Genomic DNA, 13,821 nt, shown 5'->3' on the forward strand with positions numbered 1-13,821 from the left:
TTATGCGGTGCGCCCGATCGCGCGGCTAACCGGCGGCGGCGGCCGCCGTCTCGCGGATGCGCTGGACCATCGCGCGCAACCCGTTGGAGCGCTGCGAGGACAGGTGCTCGTCCAGACCCAGCCGCGCCAGTTCCGCGGGCGCGTCGACCGACGTGATCTCGCCCACAGGTAGCCCGGCATAGAGGTCGTGAAGGACTGCGATCAGGCCGCGCACGATCATCGCATCGCTTTCGCCCGCGAAATCGAACCTGCCGTCCTCGATACGCGGATGCAGCCAGACCTGGCTCGCGCAGCCGTCCACCTTCGTCGCGGGCACCTTCAAGGCATCCGGCAGCGCAGGGAAGGCTTTCCCGAGGTCGATCACGTGCCGATAGCGGTCTTCCCAGTCGTCGAGGAACTCGAAGGTCTCGACCAGTTCCTCGAAGCGTTCCTGTGCCATGCCCGTCCCCTGCGTTCGCCGCCAGAGGTAGGCGCGCGCCCCGCGACAGTCCAGAGCGCGTGCCCACGCTTTCCATGACGATCCGTCTGGGCTAACCCTTGGCGCCAAGACGGGGACGGAGGGGCGCATGGGCCTGACGACACGGATCATCGCGGGCACTGCCCTTCTGGCGCTGGTGGGCTGCGGGGTGGGGCAATCGCGTCTCAATCCGCTGAACTGGTTCGGGCGCGACACCTCCGAGACGATCGAGGTCGCGCGCGCCACCACGAGCCAGCCGGTCGTCGACCAGGTTCTGTCACTCGAAGCCGCGCAGACGCCCGGCGGCGCCATCATCAGCACCGTGGGCCTGCCCCCGACCCAAGGCTTCTGGGAGGCCGAGCTGGTGCAGGTGCCCGCCGACGATCCGGGCGTGCTGCTTCTGGAATTCCGCATCCTGCCGCCGGTCACGCGTCAGCCCGTGGGCACCCAGCCATCGCGCGAGGTGCTGGCGGGCCGGGTCTTCACGACCCAGGACCTCGCGGGCGTGCGCACGATCACCGTGCGCGGTGCGCGCAACCAGCGCTCGATCCGCCGCTGACGCCGCCCTAGCGGCGCGCGCTGGCCAGCGCCGCACCTTCGGACAGGCTGCCGAGCTTCGCATAGGCGATATCCGGGTCGATCGTGCCGAAGCCCGCGAAGGTGCCGAAGCCGCAATCGCTCGACGCCTGCACCCGGTCCGCGCCGACGATATCCGCGAAGCGTCCCAGCCGCTCGGCCACGACCTCCGGGTGTTCGACGAAGTTTGACGTGGTATCGACGACGCCCGGCACGAGGATCTTGTCCTCGGGGATCTCGGACGCGCGGTCGCGAAACACCTGCCATTCATGGGCATGGCGCGGGTTCGACGTCTCGAACAGCAGATGCGAGGCGCGCACCTTCAGGAAGGTCGAGAAGACCGTGTCCATCGGGATGTCGCAGACATGGGGGCCTTCGTAGTTGCCCCAACAGATGTGGACGCGGACGCGGGACGGGTCGATCCCGTCAAGGGCGGCGTTCAGCGCCTCGACATGGGTTTCCGCGATCTTGAGGAATTCGGCATCCGACAGGTCCGCAAACAGCATGTGCCGCGACAGCGCGAGATCGGGGCAGTCGAGTTGCAGAAAGAGGCCGGCATCCACGATGGTGCGGTACTCGTCGCGCATCGCGTCCGACAGGGCCGCGAGGTACTCGTCGCGGCTGGGGTAATGGTCGTTCTGAAGAAAGAGCGAGATCACACCGGGGCTCGCCGCGTTCATGAACCCCTCCGCGGCCCCGTGCGCGGCCATAGCGGCTTTGAGGTTGGCGATGTCGGTCCCAAGCTCGCCCTGCCCCTTCGAGCGGACGTCGCCCGTGCACATCGGTCGCGCGTATTGCGGCGTGCCGCCCTCGTTCTTGAGCCGTTCGAGAAAGCCGGGAAACCGCTTGAGATCGGCGGGCGCGTTCCGGGGGCTGTCGCCGGAAAAGCCCGTGTACCGGTCCTTGACGTAGGTCGCGTAGCTGATCTTCGAGGTCTCGCCGTCCGAGACGATGTCGATCCCGGCGTCGACCTGGCGGCGCACGGTCTCGGCGCAGGCGGCCGTCATCTGGGCATCGAAGGCGGCTGCGTCATAGGGCTCGCCCCGCTCGCGCGCGAAGATGAAGTCGACCGTCTCCTGCGTCCGCGGGAGGCTGCCGACATGGGTGGTGCGAATGGTCATGGATGTCTCCCCCTGCGGTCGCGATCTGGCTCGCATGGGGGCGATGTGGGGGCAAGTATTCGAGATCATTCACAATCCGTCGAATGGGGGTGATTCTCTCCACCGTCGCGCCAATCGGAATGGATCAGCGACGGCCGACCGAGACCCCGCCACAACCTTACGTTGCGTAAGTCACTGATAGCGAATGCGGAATTCGGCGGGTCACATCGGCGGAATTCGGATCATCGCAGCAGGCTGGCCAGAAATTCAGATTTTGTTAAGATTTGGGCCCTGAGGGGGCGCTGGAGGGCGAAAGTTCGGCGATTCCTTGTCACGATTGCGCGCTCGGGCCTGATCCAGTCCGACGCGATTTATTCCGCCGGGATCACCAAGGGGAAATACTCCATGACCAATGCAAAATTCTACGCGACGACTGCCATCGCCGCGAGCTTCCTCGCCAGCGCGGCCTTCGCCGACGGCAACGAGGCGTTCCTCGTCCAGACCGACGACGGCAACATGGCGATGATCGACCAGACGGGTAGCGACAACGACGTCGGCACCGCGGCTCTCGTCGCCTCGCAGAGCGGCAACGGCGCCGGCACGGGCGGCAACGACCTCAAGATCCTGCAGTCCGGTAACGAGAATTCCATCGGTCTGGCCGGTGGTCTGAGCCAGACCAACAACGGCTCGCTGGCGACGCGGAACACCGCGTCGATCACCCAGTCCTCGAACAGCAACGAGATCGGGACCGTCAGCCAGCTGGCCAAGGGTCCGGGAGCCACGCCCGGAAACGAGCTGACCGTCGTGCAGCAGACGGGCGACGACAACGTCATCCAGACGATCAAGCAGGTTCGCGGCACGCCCGCCTCGAACACGATGAACATCACCATGTCCGGGTCCGACAGCAACATCACGCTGGCCCAGCAGGTGATCGGCAACAACAACATCCCCGCCATCACCAAGGCCAACCTGCTGACCATCGACATGACCGGCAGCGACAACGGCAACGGCGTGCTGACGGGTGCTGCCGCGATGACGAGCGCGTCGGCCGCCGAGTTCGTGCAGAACGGCATCGGCATGTTCGCTGACATCGACATCTCGGGAACCGGCAACAATGTTGGGACCTTCCAGGCCGGCTTCGACAACACGGTCGGGACGCTGGGCGTGGGCGGCACCAACAACCAGCTCGGCGCCTCCCAGATCGGCGAAGACAACGTGATCTTCGTGGCGGCCGTGACCGGCGACATGAACAATGTCGGCGTGGCGCAAGTCGGCGATGCCAACGACGCGAGCGTGACCGTCCTGGGCAATAGCAACGGCATCTATCTGGGTCAGATGGGCATGAGCAACGAAGGCACGATCAACGTCACCGGGTCCGACAATGGGATGACGACCGGGTTTACCGCGGCCTCGCTTGCCGGAATGTCCTCGGGTGTGTTCGAGCAGCTCGGCGATGACAACGACCTGATGGTCAACATCGTCGGCGATCTGAATGCCACGGGCACGATGCAGAACGGCAATGACAACGACATCATGGCCACTGTTATGGGCGACGCGAACCAGCTCGGAATCTCGCAGATCGGCGACAACAACGTCGCGTCGGCGGTTCAGAACGGCAACTTCAACGTGGCCGCGATCAACCAGTAATCCGGCCGTCCGGACCTGCGAAGGGCCGCCCCTCGGGGCGGCCCTTTTGCGTGGCGGCGACGGGGCTCAGGCGGACCAGAGCGCCGAGGGGCCCGCCGGGTCGTCCGTGCCGACGACATGGTAGAGCGCCGCCTCGCCTTCCATCGACGGATAGGCCGTGTGCGGCAGCCCCGCCGGGATCGAGGCGGTGTCTCCGGGTGCGAGGCTGGCCTCGCCCGGCGCATCCCCCGCCCATTCGACGCGCCAATGGCCGCGCACGGGCATCAGGACCGACGGGCGGTCGTGTGCGTGGTGGTCCGCGCTCGCGGAGGACCGGGTCACCATCGCCACCTCGAAGCCCGGACGGTCGCGGATGATGCCCGTCTCGCCGATGACGGTGATCGGCGCGTTCCTTGCCAGCGCCACCATGTCCCAGTAGCGCCGCACGCCCCAGCCGACGACCTGCATGGGCGACAGCTCGGGGTAATCCGCCATCTCGGCCTCGGTCAGGACCGGCATCGGGGCGACCCCGTCGGGCAGCGCCTGCCCCGCCTTGGTGTCGTAGAGCTTGCCCGTCTCGGCCAGAACCAGACCGTGATCGGCCGCGTCCTCGATCACCTGCGGCGCCCAGATGACGCCGCCCCCCGCGTCGTCGCCGCCGAGCACGGCCATGATCATCGCGTAATCGGTTCCGATATTCTCGAAGCCGCGGAAGATGCCGGTCGGGATGTTGATGATGTCGCCCGGCTCCAGCACGACCTCGCCCGCGTCGCCATGGCGACCCCAGAAGAAGCGCCAGCGGCCCGACAGCACGAAGAACACCTCGGCCGTGCGGTGCGAGTGGAGCGAGTTGCGGCATTTGGGCGGCTGGCCAGCCGCCCCGATATTGAAGCCGTGGGGCGTGGTGATGTGGACGTGCTGATCTGCGCTCTCGCTGACGCCGCCGCCGATGATCGTGAAGTTCTCCTTGAGGTTCGAGCCGGGCGTGTGGGCGTCGATGAAGGCCGTCTTGCAGGGCTTCAGCTCGCCATAACGGACGATCTCGGGGGTGGAGGCGGCACGGGTCATATCATCTTTCCGGTCGACGGCAGTTTGTTGAGATAGCTGGCGAAGGCATCGAGCATGGCCTCCCACCCGGCGGCGACCTCGCCCTCGGAGGGGTGCTGGCCCAGCACGGCCATCTGGCTGGTGCCGGTCAGGACGCAGCCCGTGCCCTTGGGCGTGATGGCGATGCTGTTCTGCGCGGTCATGGTGGTCGCGCCGTTGAACACGCCGCGCCCCTGGGCGACCATCACGTGGCCGGGGCGCAGGATGCGGATGGTGTCGAACATCCGCCCGATCTCGCGGCCGCCCGGCGCGATGAGGATCTCGCTCTCGACATTCGGATCGGCGTGGCAGGTGACATGCGACAGGCCCGATCCGGGCGGCGTCTCGAACGCGGCGCGCCCGGCCGGGTCGATCCAGGCCCGCATCGTGTAGTCGGCGTCGCGGTCGAAGGCGCGGCTGCGCGACACGGTAAAATGTCGAAGCACATTCGGCATCGGTCAGCTTCCCCCGAGATGGATCTGCTTCCAGATCGCAGTTTCGTCGTAGAGCGTATATTCGCGCCGCAGACCCCAGGGCCCGTATTCGGCGTGGGTGATGCCCAGAACATAGATCATCGCGCCGGTCGGCGCACCGAATCCGCCCCAACCCGAGTGCCGTCCCCAGAGCGACCAGCGCACGGCGGCGCGCGGCGGCATCATCGGGTCTTCGCGGCCGATGACATGCTCGACGCGGAATTCGGCCTTGGGGAAGGACGCACGGAGCTGCATCCAGAAGCGGTCCGCCTCGGCGGGGCCGTGGGTCGTCACGCCGCCGGGATAGTGGAGCGTGGCGGCCCGGTCGTAGGTCTGCGCAATGACGCGCATGTCGGCGCCCATGATGCGGGTCAGCATCTCGGCCAGCTGCGCGCCCCAGGGGTTGTCGTTGCCGCGTCCGGTATAGGGCCCGGCGCGATCGCGGTCGGGTGTCAGCGGCTGGACGCAGTCCTCCGGCCCCCCTTCCCGTGCGATCAGGTCGGCGGCGTAGTCGCGCGGCGTCTGCCCCAATTGGCGGGCGATGGCGCCCTGGTCGCGGATCAGCCACTCGTCATCAATCTGGATGCCGGTGACGTGGCAGTCAGCGAGGATGCGATAGAGCAGCCGCTTGCCCGTCGCGGCCCCATAGACGCCGTCGCCCGCATGGGTCGCCTGGCTCAGCAGGCGGTGCGACGACAGCACGCCGTCTTCGGAGGACTGGCTCCAGATGACGTCCTCGCCCAGAAGCGTGCGGTCGGGAAACTCGGCCAGCGTCGCCATGGTCGCACCGATGACGTCGGCATTGCCCACGACGATCGAGGCGGGCGTGCGCACGACGATATCCTCGGAATAGTAGTCGTGGAGCGTCGCGATGCCGCGATCCTCCCAGATCTCCTTGGTGATGCCGATGATGTAGTCGGGCACGTCCGCCCATCGGTCCATATATCCGGTCATGCGCGTCCTTCCGCCGGCGCCGTCGCGGGCCAGTCATCGGGTATGCGGGCCGAGCCGCGGACCACAAGGGGGCCGTCGATCTCGGTGCGCTGCGGGTGGCGATCGGGCGAGGCGATGAGGGCCAGGATCTCGGCCACGGTCGCCGCGACCATCCGGCGCGCGGGCTGGCGCAGGGTCGTCAGGTCGTAGGTCGGCCAGGCGGCGGGCGCGATGTCGTCATATCCGACGACCGAGACGTCGCCCGGAATCGAGAGACCCAGATCGTGGCGTAGCGTGTCCATCACGGCCAAGGCCATGTAATCGTTGCCGACGAAGATCGCGTCGGGCGGATCGCTGCGCGCCATGAGGTCGCGCGCGGCCTCGGCGGCGGTGTCGCGGCGATACATGCCGTCGGGCGCCGCCAGCAGGTCCTGCCCCGTCTCGGCGAGCCCCGCGCGGAACCCGTCGAGCCGGTCGCGCCCGGTCGACGAGCCCTGCCATCCCGAGATATGCGCGATGCGCGCATGACCGCCCTGGGCGAGAAACCGCGCCACCCGACCCGCGCCCGCACGGTTGTCCGAGGTGATCGCCGAAAGGCCGGAGCCCGCGATGCCCCGGTTGAAGAGGACGACCGGCAGGCCCGCGGCGGCGCAGCGCTCGACCAGCTCGCCCGAAAGGTTGATCGAGGCCGCGACCAGCGCGTCGACCTGGTAGTCCATCAACTCGCCCACGACCCGGTCCAGATCGGCGTCGGAATTGCCGACGGTGAACATCAGGAGGTGGTAGCCCTCGGCCTGAAGCGCGTGGGACAAGCGCTCGACCGCCTCGGCGAAGAACGGGTTGTCGAGATAGGCCACGACGACGCCCACGATCCGGGAGCGCCCCGTGATGAGGCTGCGGGCGAGGACGTTGGGCCGGTAGCCGAGCGCTTCAGCCGCCTTGCGCACGCGGGTCTCCATCGCGGGGCTGACCGACGCGCCTTCCGTGAAGACGCGGCTGACCGCCGACTGGCTGACCCCGGCCGCACGGGCGACGTCGAGCGATGTGACCTTGCGCGCCATCAGGCCGCCGTCCAGCCGCCATCGACCATCAGCGCGGTCCCGGTCACCATCGCGCCCGCATCCGAGGCCAGGTAGACGACCGCACCCATGATGTCCTCGACCCGCCCGACGCGGGCCAGCGCGATCTTCTCCTCGATCCAGGCACGGCGCACGGGGTCGGCGAAGGTCGCCTCGGTCAGCGGGGTGCGGATAAAGGTCGGACAGATCGTGTTGACCCGGATGTCGCGCGGCCCCCATTCCAGCGCCATCGCCTTGGTCATGCCCTCGACCGCGTGCTTGGTGGCGCAGTAGACCGCCCGGTCGGGGCCACCGACATGGCCCATCTGGCTGGAGATCTGGAGGATGACGCCTGGCCCGCTCATCCGGTTGGCGACGCCCTGCGCGAGGAAATACGCGGCCCGGACGTTGATCGCCATGACCGCATCGTAATCGGAGGGCGTCGTCTCGGCGGCGGGGCTATGGCGCGCGAGCCCGGCGGAGTTGCACAGGATGTCGAACGGCGCACGGGCGTCGAGCGCCGCCTCGACGGCATCCCGGTCCGTGACGTCCAGCACCAGCCCGTCCGCATCCCGGCCCGCATCGCGTAAATCCGCCACCGCGGCGTCGACCTGCGCCGCGCTGCGCGCCGCGATCGTCACGTGCGCCCCGGCCCCGGCCAGCGCCGACGCGCAGCCCAGCCCGATCCCGCGCGACCCGCCCGGCACCAGCGCACGCCGACCGTCAAGACGGAAGGACGGCGTGACGGGAAGATCGGACATCGGAGCCTCGGGATGGTGTGCATTCGTATGCAGACACCCTTCCCCGCGCCGGATCAAGGATATTCGGGAAACGGATGCCCTGCTCGCGCGTTCTCCGGCCGATGCCCCAACCCGAGAGCCTGCGCGCCATGAGCCAAGCCGAAGATATCGTCGACGATCTGGACGAGGCCGCCGAGGGCCAGGAGCGCGTCCGCGCGGGCGACATCGCGGATACGATCGGCCATCGCGGCATCGGTGCGCTCCTGATGCTGCCCGCCGCGCTGGAGCTGACGCCCGTGGGCGGCATTCCCGGCGTTCCGACGGTGTTGGCGCTGATCGTGGCAACCTTCGCGGTCCAGATCCTGCTGGGGCGCGACGACATGTGGCTGCCTGACTGGATCGAACGGCGGCGGATCGACAAGTCCAAGCTCGACGCGGCGGTCGACAAGATGCGCCCGGCGGCGGAATGGGCGGACCGGCATCTGGGTCGGCATGCGACGTGGCTCGTGGACGCGCCCGCGCCGCGCGTGGTGGCGGTGGCGATCCTCGCGCTCTGTGCCACGGTGCCGCCGCTCGAGGTCGTGCCCTTCGCCTCCAGCATCCCGATGGGGACAATCGTTCTCTTCGGGCTGGCGCTGACGATGCGCGACGGGCGGGTGATGGCGCTGGCCTGGGTCGCCTTCGCGGCGGCGCTCTGGGGCGTCTGGACGCTCTGGCCCTAGAGAAGCTGCCGCATCCGGGCCAGCACGTCGACGCCCAGCTGGTCCCAGACATGCAGAAGATCGACCGTCACCCAGTTCTCGCGGATGAGATCGCCCTCGATGCGCCAGAAATCGAGTGACCGCATCGTGATCCGCTGCCCCGCGGGCGCGATCCCCAGCCAGCCGTCGCCCGTTACGGTCATCGACATGCCCGGCCAGGCGGTGAAGGCGGCATAGTCGCCTTGGCCGAAGAAATGCCCTTGGTCGAGCTCGGCGCGGCGGTCCGGCATCGCATCGAGGAAGGGGATCTGGTGATGCGCGCGAAAGCCCGCGATACCGCGCAGGTTGCCGATACCGCCCGGTCCATACCAGGTGCAGCGCGGGTGCCAGGCGGCGGGCAGGTCCATCGCCGCCTCGCCCTCGGCGGACCGACCCAGCCGGTCGAGCATGTCGCCCACGACCCGGAGGGCCGCCGCGCCGTCGCCGGTCTGGCGTGTGCCATCCTGCGTCATCGGGCCCGGGACGCGGCCGCTGGCGCCCAGCGCGGGACCCATCGGCCAGACACCGGACGCGATCATCAGGTCGGGCAAGTCCCAGATGACCTGCGCCTCGACCGCGCGATCCGCTTCGATCCGGAAGAACTCGTGGAACCGCAGCGCGGCCAGCCGACCGGTGCCCGGAATGCCGAGGAAAGGACCGTCGAAGCGCCCCGCATATTGCCCCGCCTGCCCCAGCCAGTCCTGCCCATGCGCGTCGCGGCCCCGGATCGAGATATCGACGCGGCGCTCGGCATCCGGTATCGCGGCCCAGAGCGGCCCGAGCGCCGCCTCGACGAACCCCGCACCGCCGGTGACGTCGCCGAACGGATGACAGAGATGCACGACGGCCCCCTCGGCGAGGAACGCGCGCGTCGCGGCCCCCATCTCGGCGCGGTCGTGATCGGTCAGGTCGAGCATTCCGTCCTCTGGCCTCAAATACCTCGGAGAGCGCGAGAGGCGGCGCCTCTCGCCGGCCCCCGCGGGGCTCGATGCCCCGCGGGGGCCGGGCTACTCGGCGGCGTCGCGATAGGGTGCGCCTTCGCCGTAGGGCACGTTGATCCCACCATAGCGCCGCACCCGGACATTGCATTGCTCGGCATGGCCCACGAAGCCCTCGAGCATGCAGAGCCGCGAGCCGTATTCGCCCACCAGCGTCGCGGCCGCGTCGGTCGTGATCTTCTGATAGCTGTGCGTCTTGATGAACTTGCCGACCCACAGCCCGCCGGTATAGCGCCCCGCCTTCTTCGTCGGCAGGGTGTGGTTCGTGCCGATCACCTTGTCGCCGTTCGACACGTTCGTGCGCGGCCCGAGGAACAGCGCGCCGTAGCTGTGCATGTTCTGAAGATACCAGTCGTCGCGATCGGTCATGACCTGAACGTGTTCGGAGGCGATATCGTTGGCCAGCGCCAGCATCTCGTCATGGTCGGCGCAGACGATCATCTCGCCGTAATCGGCCCAGCTGACGCGCGCCGTGTCGGCGGTGGGCAGGATCCCGAGCAGACGGTCGATCTCCGCGAGCGTGGCCTCGGCCAGCATCTTCGAGGTGGTCAGCATCACCGCGGGCGAGTTGTAGCCATGCTCGGCCTGTCCCAGCAGATCCGTCGCGCAAAGCTCGGCATCGACGGTGTCGTCGGCGATCACCATCGTTTCGGTCGGTCCGGCGAAGAGGTCGATCCCCACCCGCCCGTAAAGCTGTCGCTTGGCCTCGGCCACATAGGCATTGCCGGGGCCGACGAGCATGTGGACGGGCTCGATCGTCTCGGTCCCGAGCGCCATGGCACCGACGGCCTGAATGCCGCCCATGACGTAGATCTCGTGCGCGCCGCCAAGATGCATCGCCGCGATCACGGCCGGGTTTGGGCGGCCCTTGAAGGGCGGCGTGCAGGCGATGATGCGGGGCACGCCCGCCACCGATGCCGTCGCGACGGACATATGGGCGGAGGCGACCATGGGAAACTTGCCGCCGGGGACGTAGCAGCCAACGGATTGCACGGGGATGTTGCGATGTCCGAGGATGACACCTGGCATGGTCTCGACCTCGACATCGAGCATCGAGTCGCGCTGGATTCGGGCGAAGTTGCGAACCTGCTCCTGGGCGAAGCGGATATCGGCCAGTTCGCGGTCGCTCAGCTCGGCCATCAGCGCTTCGATCTGGTCCTGAGACAGCCGGAAGTTCTCGGGCGTGTAGGCGTCGAACCTCTCCGAGAGCTCGCGCACGGCCGCGTCGCCCCGCGCCTCGATATCCCTCAGGATCGCCTCGACCGAAGCGCGCACCTTGGCGTCGTCCTCGGCGCGGTCGGCGTCGGATTTCGCGGTTTTCAGATGCTCGGCCATGTCGTGCCCTCCCGGTCCTCGGACCGAGGTTAGCCCTGCCTCCCGACTGGCGAAAGGTCTTTTTGCATACGCTTGCAAAAGCCGTTCGTCACAGCCCGCGCAACCACGCCTCCATTGCCGGAATGGCGGCCTGCGTGCCCTGCGGCGACAGGATGTCGCCCGCAATGACATGGGCGAAGGGGTCGTCGCCATCGGGCACGGTGACCCGCTCGATGGTCACCGGCCCGCCCCAGGCGGAGGCCACGGCTTCGGTCGCGGCGTGGTCGACCACCGCGTCGGCGGGCGCGAACCAGAAGAGCGCCGGCAGGTCGGCGGCCGCGTAGTCGAGCGCGGTGGCGTGGTCGATCGCGGCCTGCATCGGCAGGAGGGCGACGGTCGGATATTCGGTCGTCCAGTGGCGGCCATGGCGGTCGTTCTGCGGCGCGAAGCTGCGGATCTCGCCCGCCACCAGCGGCACCCAGGATCGCGCCGCGGGCCATGACAGCAGCGCGCCCGCCGGGTTCGAGACGCGGAAATTGGGCGAGACGAGGATCAGGCCCGCCAACCCCTCGCGCAGGGCCGCGAGGTCGGGATCGGCGGCCAACGCCGCGGCCAGCGTCGCGCCGGTCGAGGTCGCCATGACGACGACGCGGTCGCCCAGCGCCCGGCCCACGGCCATCGCCTCGGCCAGGTCTTCGAACCAGTCGCCCGCACTCGCTTCGGCCAATGCGGCGCCGTCCTGTCCGTGGCCGGTCAGGCGCGTGATGAAGACGTTCGCGTCCAGCGCCTCGCCCAGCCGGTCGGGCACGGGCCGAAGCTCCCACCCGGTGGCCGAGAAGCCGTGGACATAGACGATGGCGAGGTCGGTGCGCGCGCCCGGAACCCCTGACCAGAGGATGCGCTTGGTGTGCTCGGGGTCCACATCGCCCACCTGCCCTTCGCGGTCAGCGAGCCAGCCCTCGACATCGTCGGGCACAAGCGCCGCGTCGAATGCGATCTCGGTGTCCACCGGCTCGTAGGGGCCGAGGACGAACATCGCCGCGATGACCACCGCCAGCGCCGCCACCACGAGGCCGAGCCCCTTCAGGATCCGTCTCATCTGCCGTCCTCCCGCGCGGGATCAGGCCCCCGGCCGGGACCTTGCGTCAAGCCGCGACGTGGCGTCCGCGGGCCGTGACCTCCTCGACCGCCGCCTCGACCAGCCGCAAGAGATCGTCGGTCGAGAAGCGATGATCGGCCCCGTCGACGAGGGTCAGGCGCATGTCCGGCCCGTCGGCATGTTCCAGCAGTCGGATGGCCGTCGCCACCGACACATCCGCATCCGCCGTGCCCTGCAGGAAGCGGACCGGCATCGGGAGCGGCAGCGGATCGCGCAGCACGAGGCGCGAGCGCCCCTCCTCGATCAGGTGGCGCGTGATGATGTAGGGATCGCCATAGTCCGAGGGCACGGCAACGCGGCCCGCCTCGAACAGCTGGACGCGTTCGGTCTCGGTGAACCCGGCCCAGAAGCCGTCCTCGGTGAAATCGGGGGCCGCCGCGATCGTCACGAGGCCGGCCACGCGATCCGGGTCGTCGCGCGCGATCGTCAGCGCGATCCAGCCGCCCATGGACGACCCTACGAGGATCTGCGGCCCCGTGGTCGCATGCGCGATGACGGCGCGCGCATCCTCCAGCCAGTCGCCGATGGAACCCGCCTCGAAATGTCCGCCCGACTGGCCATGGCCGGAGTAGTCGAGCCGCAGGAACGCGCGGCCATTGGCACGGGCCCAGTTCTCCAGCGCGATGGCCTTTGTCCCGTTCATGTCCGATTTGAAGCCCCCGAGGAACACGAGGCCCGGCCCCCGCCCCTCGGTCGCGTGATAGGCCAGCCTGCGGCCATGTCGGGTGATCGTCTGCATCGGCGGCCCCTCCTGCTCCGCTTCGATATAGGCGGATGGGCCGCGCCGGTCCACAGGTGACCATTTGCTCACACGTCTTGACAGGTGACCTATGGGTCTCATATCAACATCCCATGGATTCGCTCTTCAAAGCCCTCGCCGACCCGTCCCGCCGCGATCTTCTCGACGCGCTTCGGGTCGAGGACGGGCAAACCCTGTCGCAGCTCGAAGCCGCCTCGCCGCTCTCGCGCTTCGGGGTGGCCAAGCATCTGGGCGTGTTGGAAGACGCAGGCCTCGTCACGCGCATCCGGCGCGGCCGGTTCACGCATCACTACCTCAACGCGATCCCCGTGGCCGAGGCGCTCACCCGCTGGATCGAGCCCTTCCGCGTGGCCCCCGCCGCGCGCGGCGTGCTCGACCTCAAGGCCCGGCTCGAGGCCGCGTCCCCCGCGCCCGATCTGACCTTCACCATCTATATCCGCTGCGCCCAGACCGACCTCTGGAGCGCGCTGACCGAACCCGCGCGGGTCGCGGCCTATGCGGCGCTCTCCCCCTCCGGGCGCGACGCGGGCCTGCCCGACACCGCCCGGCTCGAGCCGATGTCGCGGATCGAGGCCACGCTCGCCCCCGAGGGGCACGCCGCCTCTCGCTATGTCGCCCGGATCGCCCCCGAGGGCGCGATCTGCGCGCTGACCATCGAACATTGGGACCTCGCCCCGGCCGACCGCGCCCGCGTCGCCGATGGCTGGGCCCGCACGCTCTCCGGGTTGAAGACCTGGCTCGAAACCGGGGAGGCCCTGGCCTTCGAGCCCTGACTCCCCGTCCCCGCAACCTGCGCCCCGC

General features: G+C 68.8%; 15 protein-coding genes. 4 read left to right on the plus strand and 11 right to left on the minus strand.

What is annotated here, in order from left to right; genetic code table 11:
* Positions 1-25: 25 nt before the first annotated feature.
* Positions 26-439 carry a SufE family protein gene (locus Q0833_RS08815; protein WP_298432781.1) on the minus strand — a complete coding sequence of 138 codons (414 nt, stop codon included), beginning with the start codon at positions 437-439 and terminating at the stop codon, positions 26-28.
* Between the two features lie 127 nt (positions 440-566).
* Between Q0833_RS08815 and Q0833_RS08820 the strand changes: the two genes are divergently transcribed.
* Positions 567-1,016: a hypothetical protein gene (locus Q0833_RS08820; RefSeq protein ID WP_298432784.1), complete on the plus strand. Its 450-nt coding sequence runs from the start codon at positions 567-569 to the stop codon at positions 1,014-1,016.
* Between the two features lie 7 nt (positions 1,017-1,023).
* Here Q0833_RS08820 and Q0833_RS08825 read toward each other — a convergent pair whose 3' ends face one another.
* The gene (locus Q0833_RS08825; RefSeq protein ID WP_298432786.1) at positions 1,024-2,154 is read right to left on the minus strand and encodes a cobalamin-independent methionine synthase II family protein; all 1,131 of its coding nucleotides are present in this window, start codon (positions 2,152-2,154) and stop codon (positions 1,024-1,026) included.
* Between the two features lie 162 nt (positions 2,155-2,316).
* Here Q0833_RS08825 and Q0833_RS08830 point away from each other — a divergent pair, with 162 nt between their 5' ends.
* Positions 2,317-3,780, plus strand: a complete 1,464-nt coding sequence (locus Q0833_RS08830) for a hypothetical protein (RefSeq protein WP_298432788.1) — start codon at positions 2,317-2,319, stop codon at positions 3,778-3,780.
* Positions 3,781-3,846: 66 nt separating this feature from the next.
* Here Q0833_RS08830 and Q0833_RS08835 read toward each other — a convergent pair whose 3' ends face one another.
* Genes Q0833_RS08835 through Q0833_RS08855 form a run of 5 tightly spaced genes read right to left on the minus strand, consistent with a single transcriptional unit; the run spans position 3,847 to position 8,070 of the window.
* Entirely contained in the window at positions 3,847-4,827 is a 981-nt protein-coding gene (locus tag Q0833_RS08835; protein WP_298432791.1) for a cupin domain-containing protein, read from the minus strand.
* Positions 4,824-5,273, minus strand: a complete 450-nt coding sequence (locus Q0833_RS08840; protein ID WP_298432794.1) for an SRPBCC domain-containing protein — start codon at positions 5,271-5,273, stop codon at positions 4,824-4,826. Before Q0833_RS08840 ends, Q0833_RS08835 begins: the two co-directional genes overlap by 4 nt.
* 30 nt (positions 5,274-5,303) lie before the next feature.
* Complete coding sequence (locus Q0833_RS08845; RefSeq protein ID WP_298432799.1) at positions 5,304-6,272, minus strand: nuclear transport factor 2 family protein; 969 nt, start codon at positions 6,270-6,272, stop codon at positions 5,304-5,306.
* Complete coding sequence (locus Q0833_RS08850; protein WP_298435061.1) at positions 6,269-7,315, minus strand: LacI family DNA-binding transcriptional regulator; 1,047 nt, start codon at positions 7,313-7,315, stop codon at positions 6,269-6,271. Before Q0833_RS08850 ends, Q0833_RS08845 begins: the two co-directional genes overlap by 4 nt.
* Positions 7,312-8,070 (minus strand): SDR family oxidoreductase, encoded by a 759-nt coding sequence (locus tag Q0833_RS08855; RefSeq protein ID WP_298432802.1) that lies wholly within the window; start codon positions 8,068-8,070, stop codon positions 7,312-7,314. Before Q0833_RS08855 ends, Q0833_RS08850 begins: the two co-directional genes overlap by 4 nt.
* A gap of 128 nt (positions 8,071-8,198) precedes the next feature.
* Here Q0833_RS08855 and Q0833_RS08860 point away from each other — a divergent pair, with 128 nt between their 5' ends.
* Complete coding sequence (locus tag Q0833_RS08860; protein ID WP_298432805.1) at positions 8,199-8,771, plus strand: exopolysaccharide biosynthesis protein; 573 nt, start codon at positions 8,199-8,201, stop codon at positions 8,769-8,771.
* On the opposite strand, the gene Q0833_RS08865 is transcribed toward Q0833_RS08860, so the two are convergent.
* From Q0833_RS08865 to Q0833_RS08880, 4 genes are all read right to left on the minus strand, one after another.
* Positions 8,768-9,706: an ester cyclase gene (locus Q0833_RS08865; protein WP_298432808.1), complete on the minus strand. Its 939-nt coding sequence runs from the start codon at positions 9,704-9,706 to the stop codon at positions 8,768-8,770. The genes Q0833_RS08860 and Q0833_RS08865 overlap by 4 nt on opposite strands.
* A 90-nt stretch (positions 9,707-9,796) precedes the next feature.
* Complete coding sequence (hisD, locus tag Q0833_RS08870; protein WP_298432811.1) at positions 9,797-11,122, minus strand: histidinol dehydrogenase; 1,326 nt, start codon at positions 11,120-11,122, stop codon at positions 9,797-9,799.
* 88 nt (positions 11,123-11,210) lie between these two features.
* Positions 11,211-12,200: an alpha/beta hydrolase gene (locus Q0833_RS08875; RefSeq protein WP_298432814.1), complete on the minus strand. Its 990-nt coding sequence runs from the start codon at positions 12,198-12,200 to the stop codon at positions 11,211-11,213.
* 46 nt (positions 12,201-12,246) lie between these two features.
* A complete protein-coding gene (locus tag Q0833_RS08880) occupies positions 12,247-12,999 on the minus strand; it encodes an alpha/beta fold hydrolase (protein ID WP_298432817.1) in 753 nt (250 codons plus the stop codon).
* A gap of 113 nt (positions 13,000-13,112) precedes the next feature.
* Between Q0833_RS08880 and Q0833_RS08885 the strand changes: the two genes are divergently transcribed.
* Positions 13,113-13,793: a helix-turn-helix domain-containing protein gene (locus Q0833_RS08885; protein WP_298432820.1), complete on the plus strand. Its 681-nt coding sequence runs from the start codon at positions 13,113-13,115 to the stop codon at positions 13,791-13,793.
* Positions 13,794-13,821: the final 28 nt, after the last annotated feature.

The organism is uncultured Jannaschia sp., from assembly GCF_947503795.1.
Taxonomy (GTDB): Bacteria; Pseudomonadota; Alphaproteobacteria; order Rhodobacterales; family Rhodobacteraceae; genus Jannaschia.

What these genes read in the sequence shown, in the direction of transcription:
- Q0833_RS08885 (WP_298432820.1), top strand. Translation starts at nt 13,113, where the DNA reads ATGGATTCGCTCTTCAAAGCCCTCGCCGACCCGTCCCGCCGCGATCTT.
- Q0833_RS08815 (WP_298432781.1), bottom strand. Translation starts at nt 439, where the DNA reads ATGGCACAGGAACGCTTCGAGGAACTGGTCGAGACCTTCGAGTTCCTC.
- Q0833_RS08880 (WP_298432817.1), bottom strand. Translation starts at nt 12,999, where the DNA reads ATGCAGACGATCACCCGACATGGCCGCAGGCTGGCCTATCACGCGACC.
- Q0833_RS08845 (WP_298432799.1), bottom strand. Translation starts at nt 6,272, where the DNA reads ATGACCGGATATATGGACCGATGGGCGGACGTGCCCGACTACATCATC.
- Q0833_RS08865 (WP_298432808.1), bottom strand. Translation starts at nt 9,706, where the DNA reads ATGCTCGACCTGACCGATCACGACCGCGCCGAGATGGGGGCCGCGACG.
- Q0833_RS08855 (WP_298432802.1), bottom strand. Translation starts at nt 8,070, where the DNA reads ATGTCCGATCTTCCCGTCACGCCGTCCTTCCGTCTTGACGGTCGGCGT.
- Q0833_RS08835 (WP_298432791.1), bottom strand. Translation starts at nt 4,827, where the DNA reads ATGACCCGTGCCGCCTCCACCCCCGAGATCGTCCGTTATGGCGAGCTG.
- hisD (WP_298432811.1), bottom strand. Translation starts at nt 11,122, where the DNA reads ATGGCCGAGCATCTGAAAACCGCGAAATCCGACGCCGACCGCGCCGAG.
- Q0833_RS08860 (WP_298432805.1), top strand. Translation starts at nt 8,199, where the DNA reads ATGAGCCAAGCCGAAGATATCGTCGACGATCTGGACGAGGCCGCCGAG.
- Q0833_RS08820 (WP_298432784.1), top strand. Translation starts at nt 567, where the DNA reads ATGGGCCTGACGACACGGATCATCGCGGGCACTGCCCTTCTGGCGCTG.
- Q0833_RS08825 (WP_298432786.1), bottom strand. Translation starts at nt 2,154, where the DNA reads ATGACCATTCGCACCACCCATGTCGGCAGCCTCCCGCGGACGCAGGAG.
- Q0833_RS08875 (WP_298432814.1), bottom strand. Translation starts at nt 12,200, where the DNA reads ATGAGACGGATCCTGAAGGGGCTCGGCCTCGTGGTGGCGGCGCTGGCG.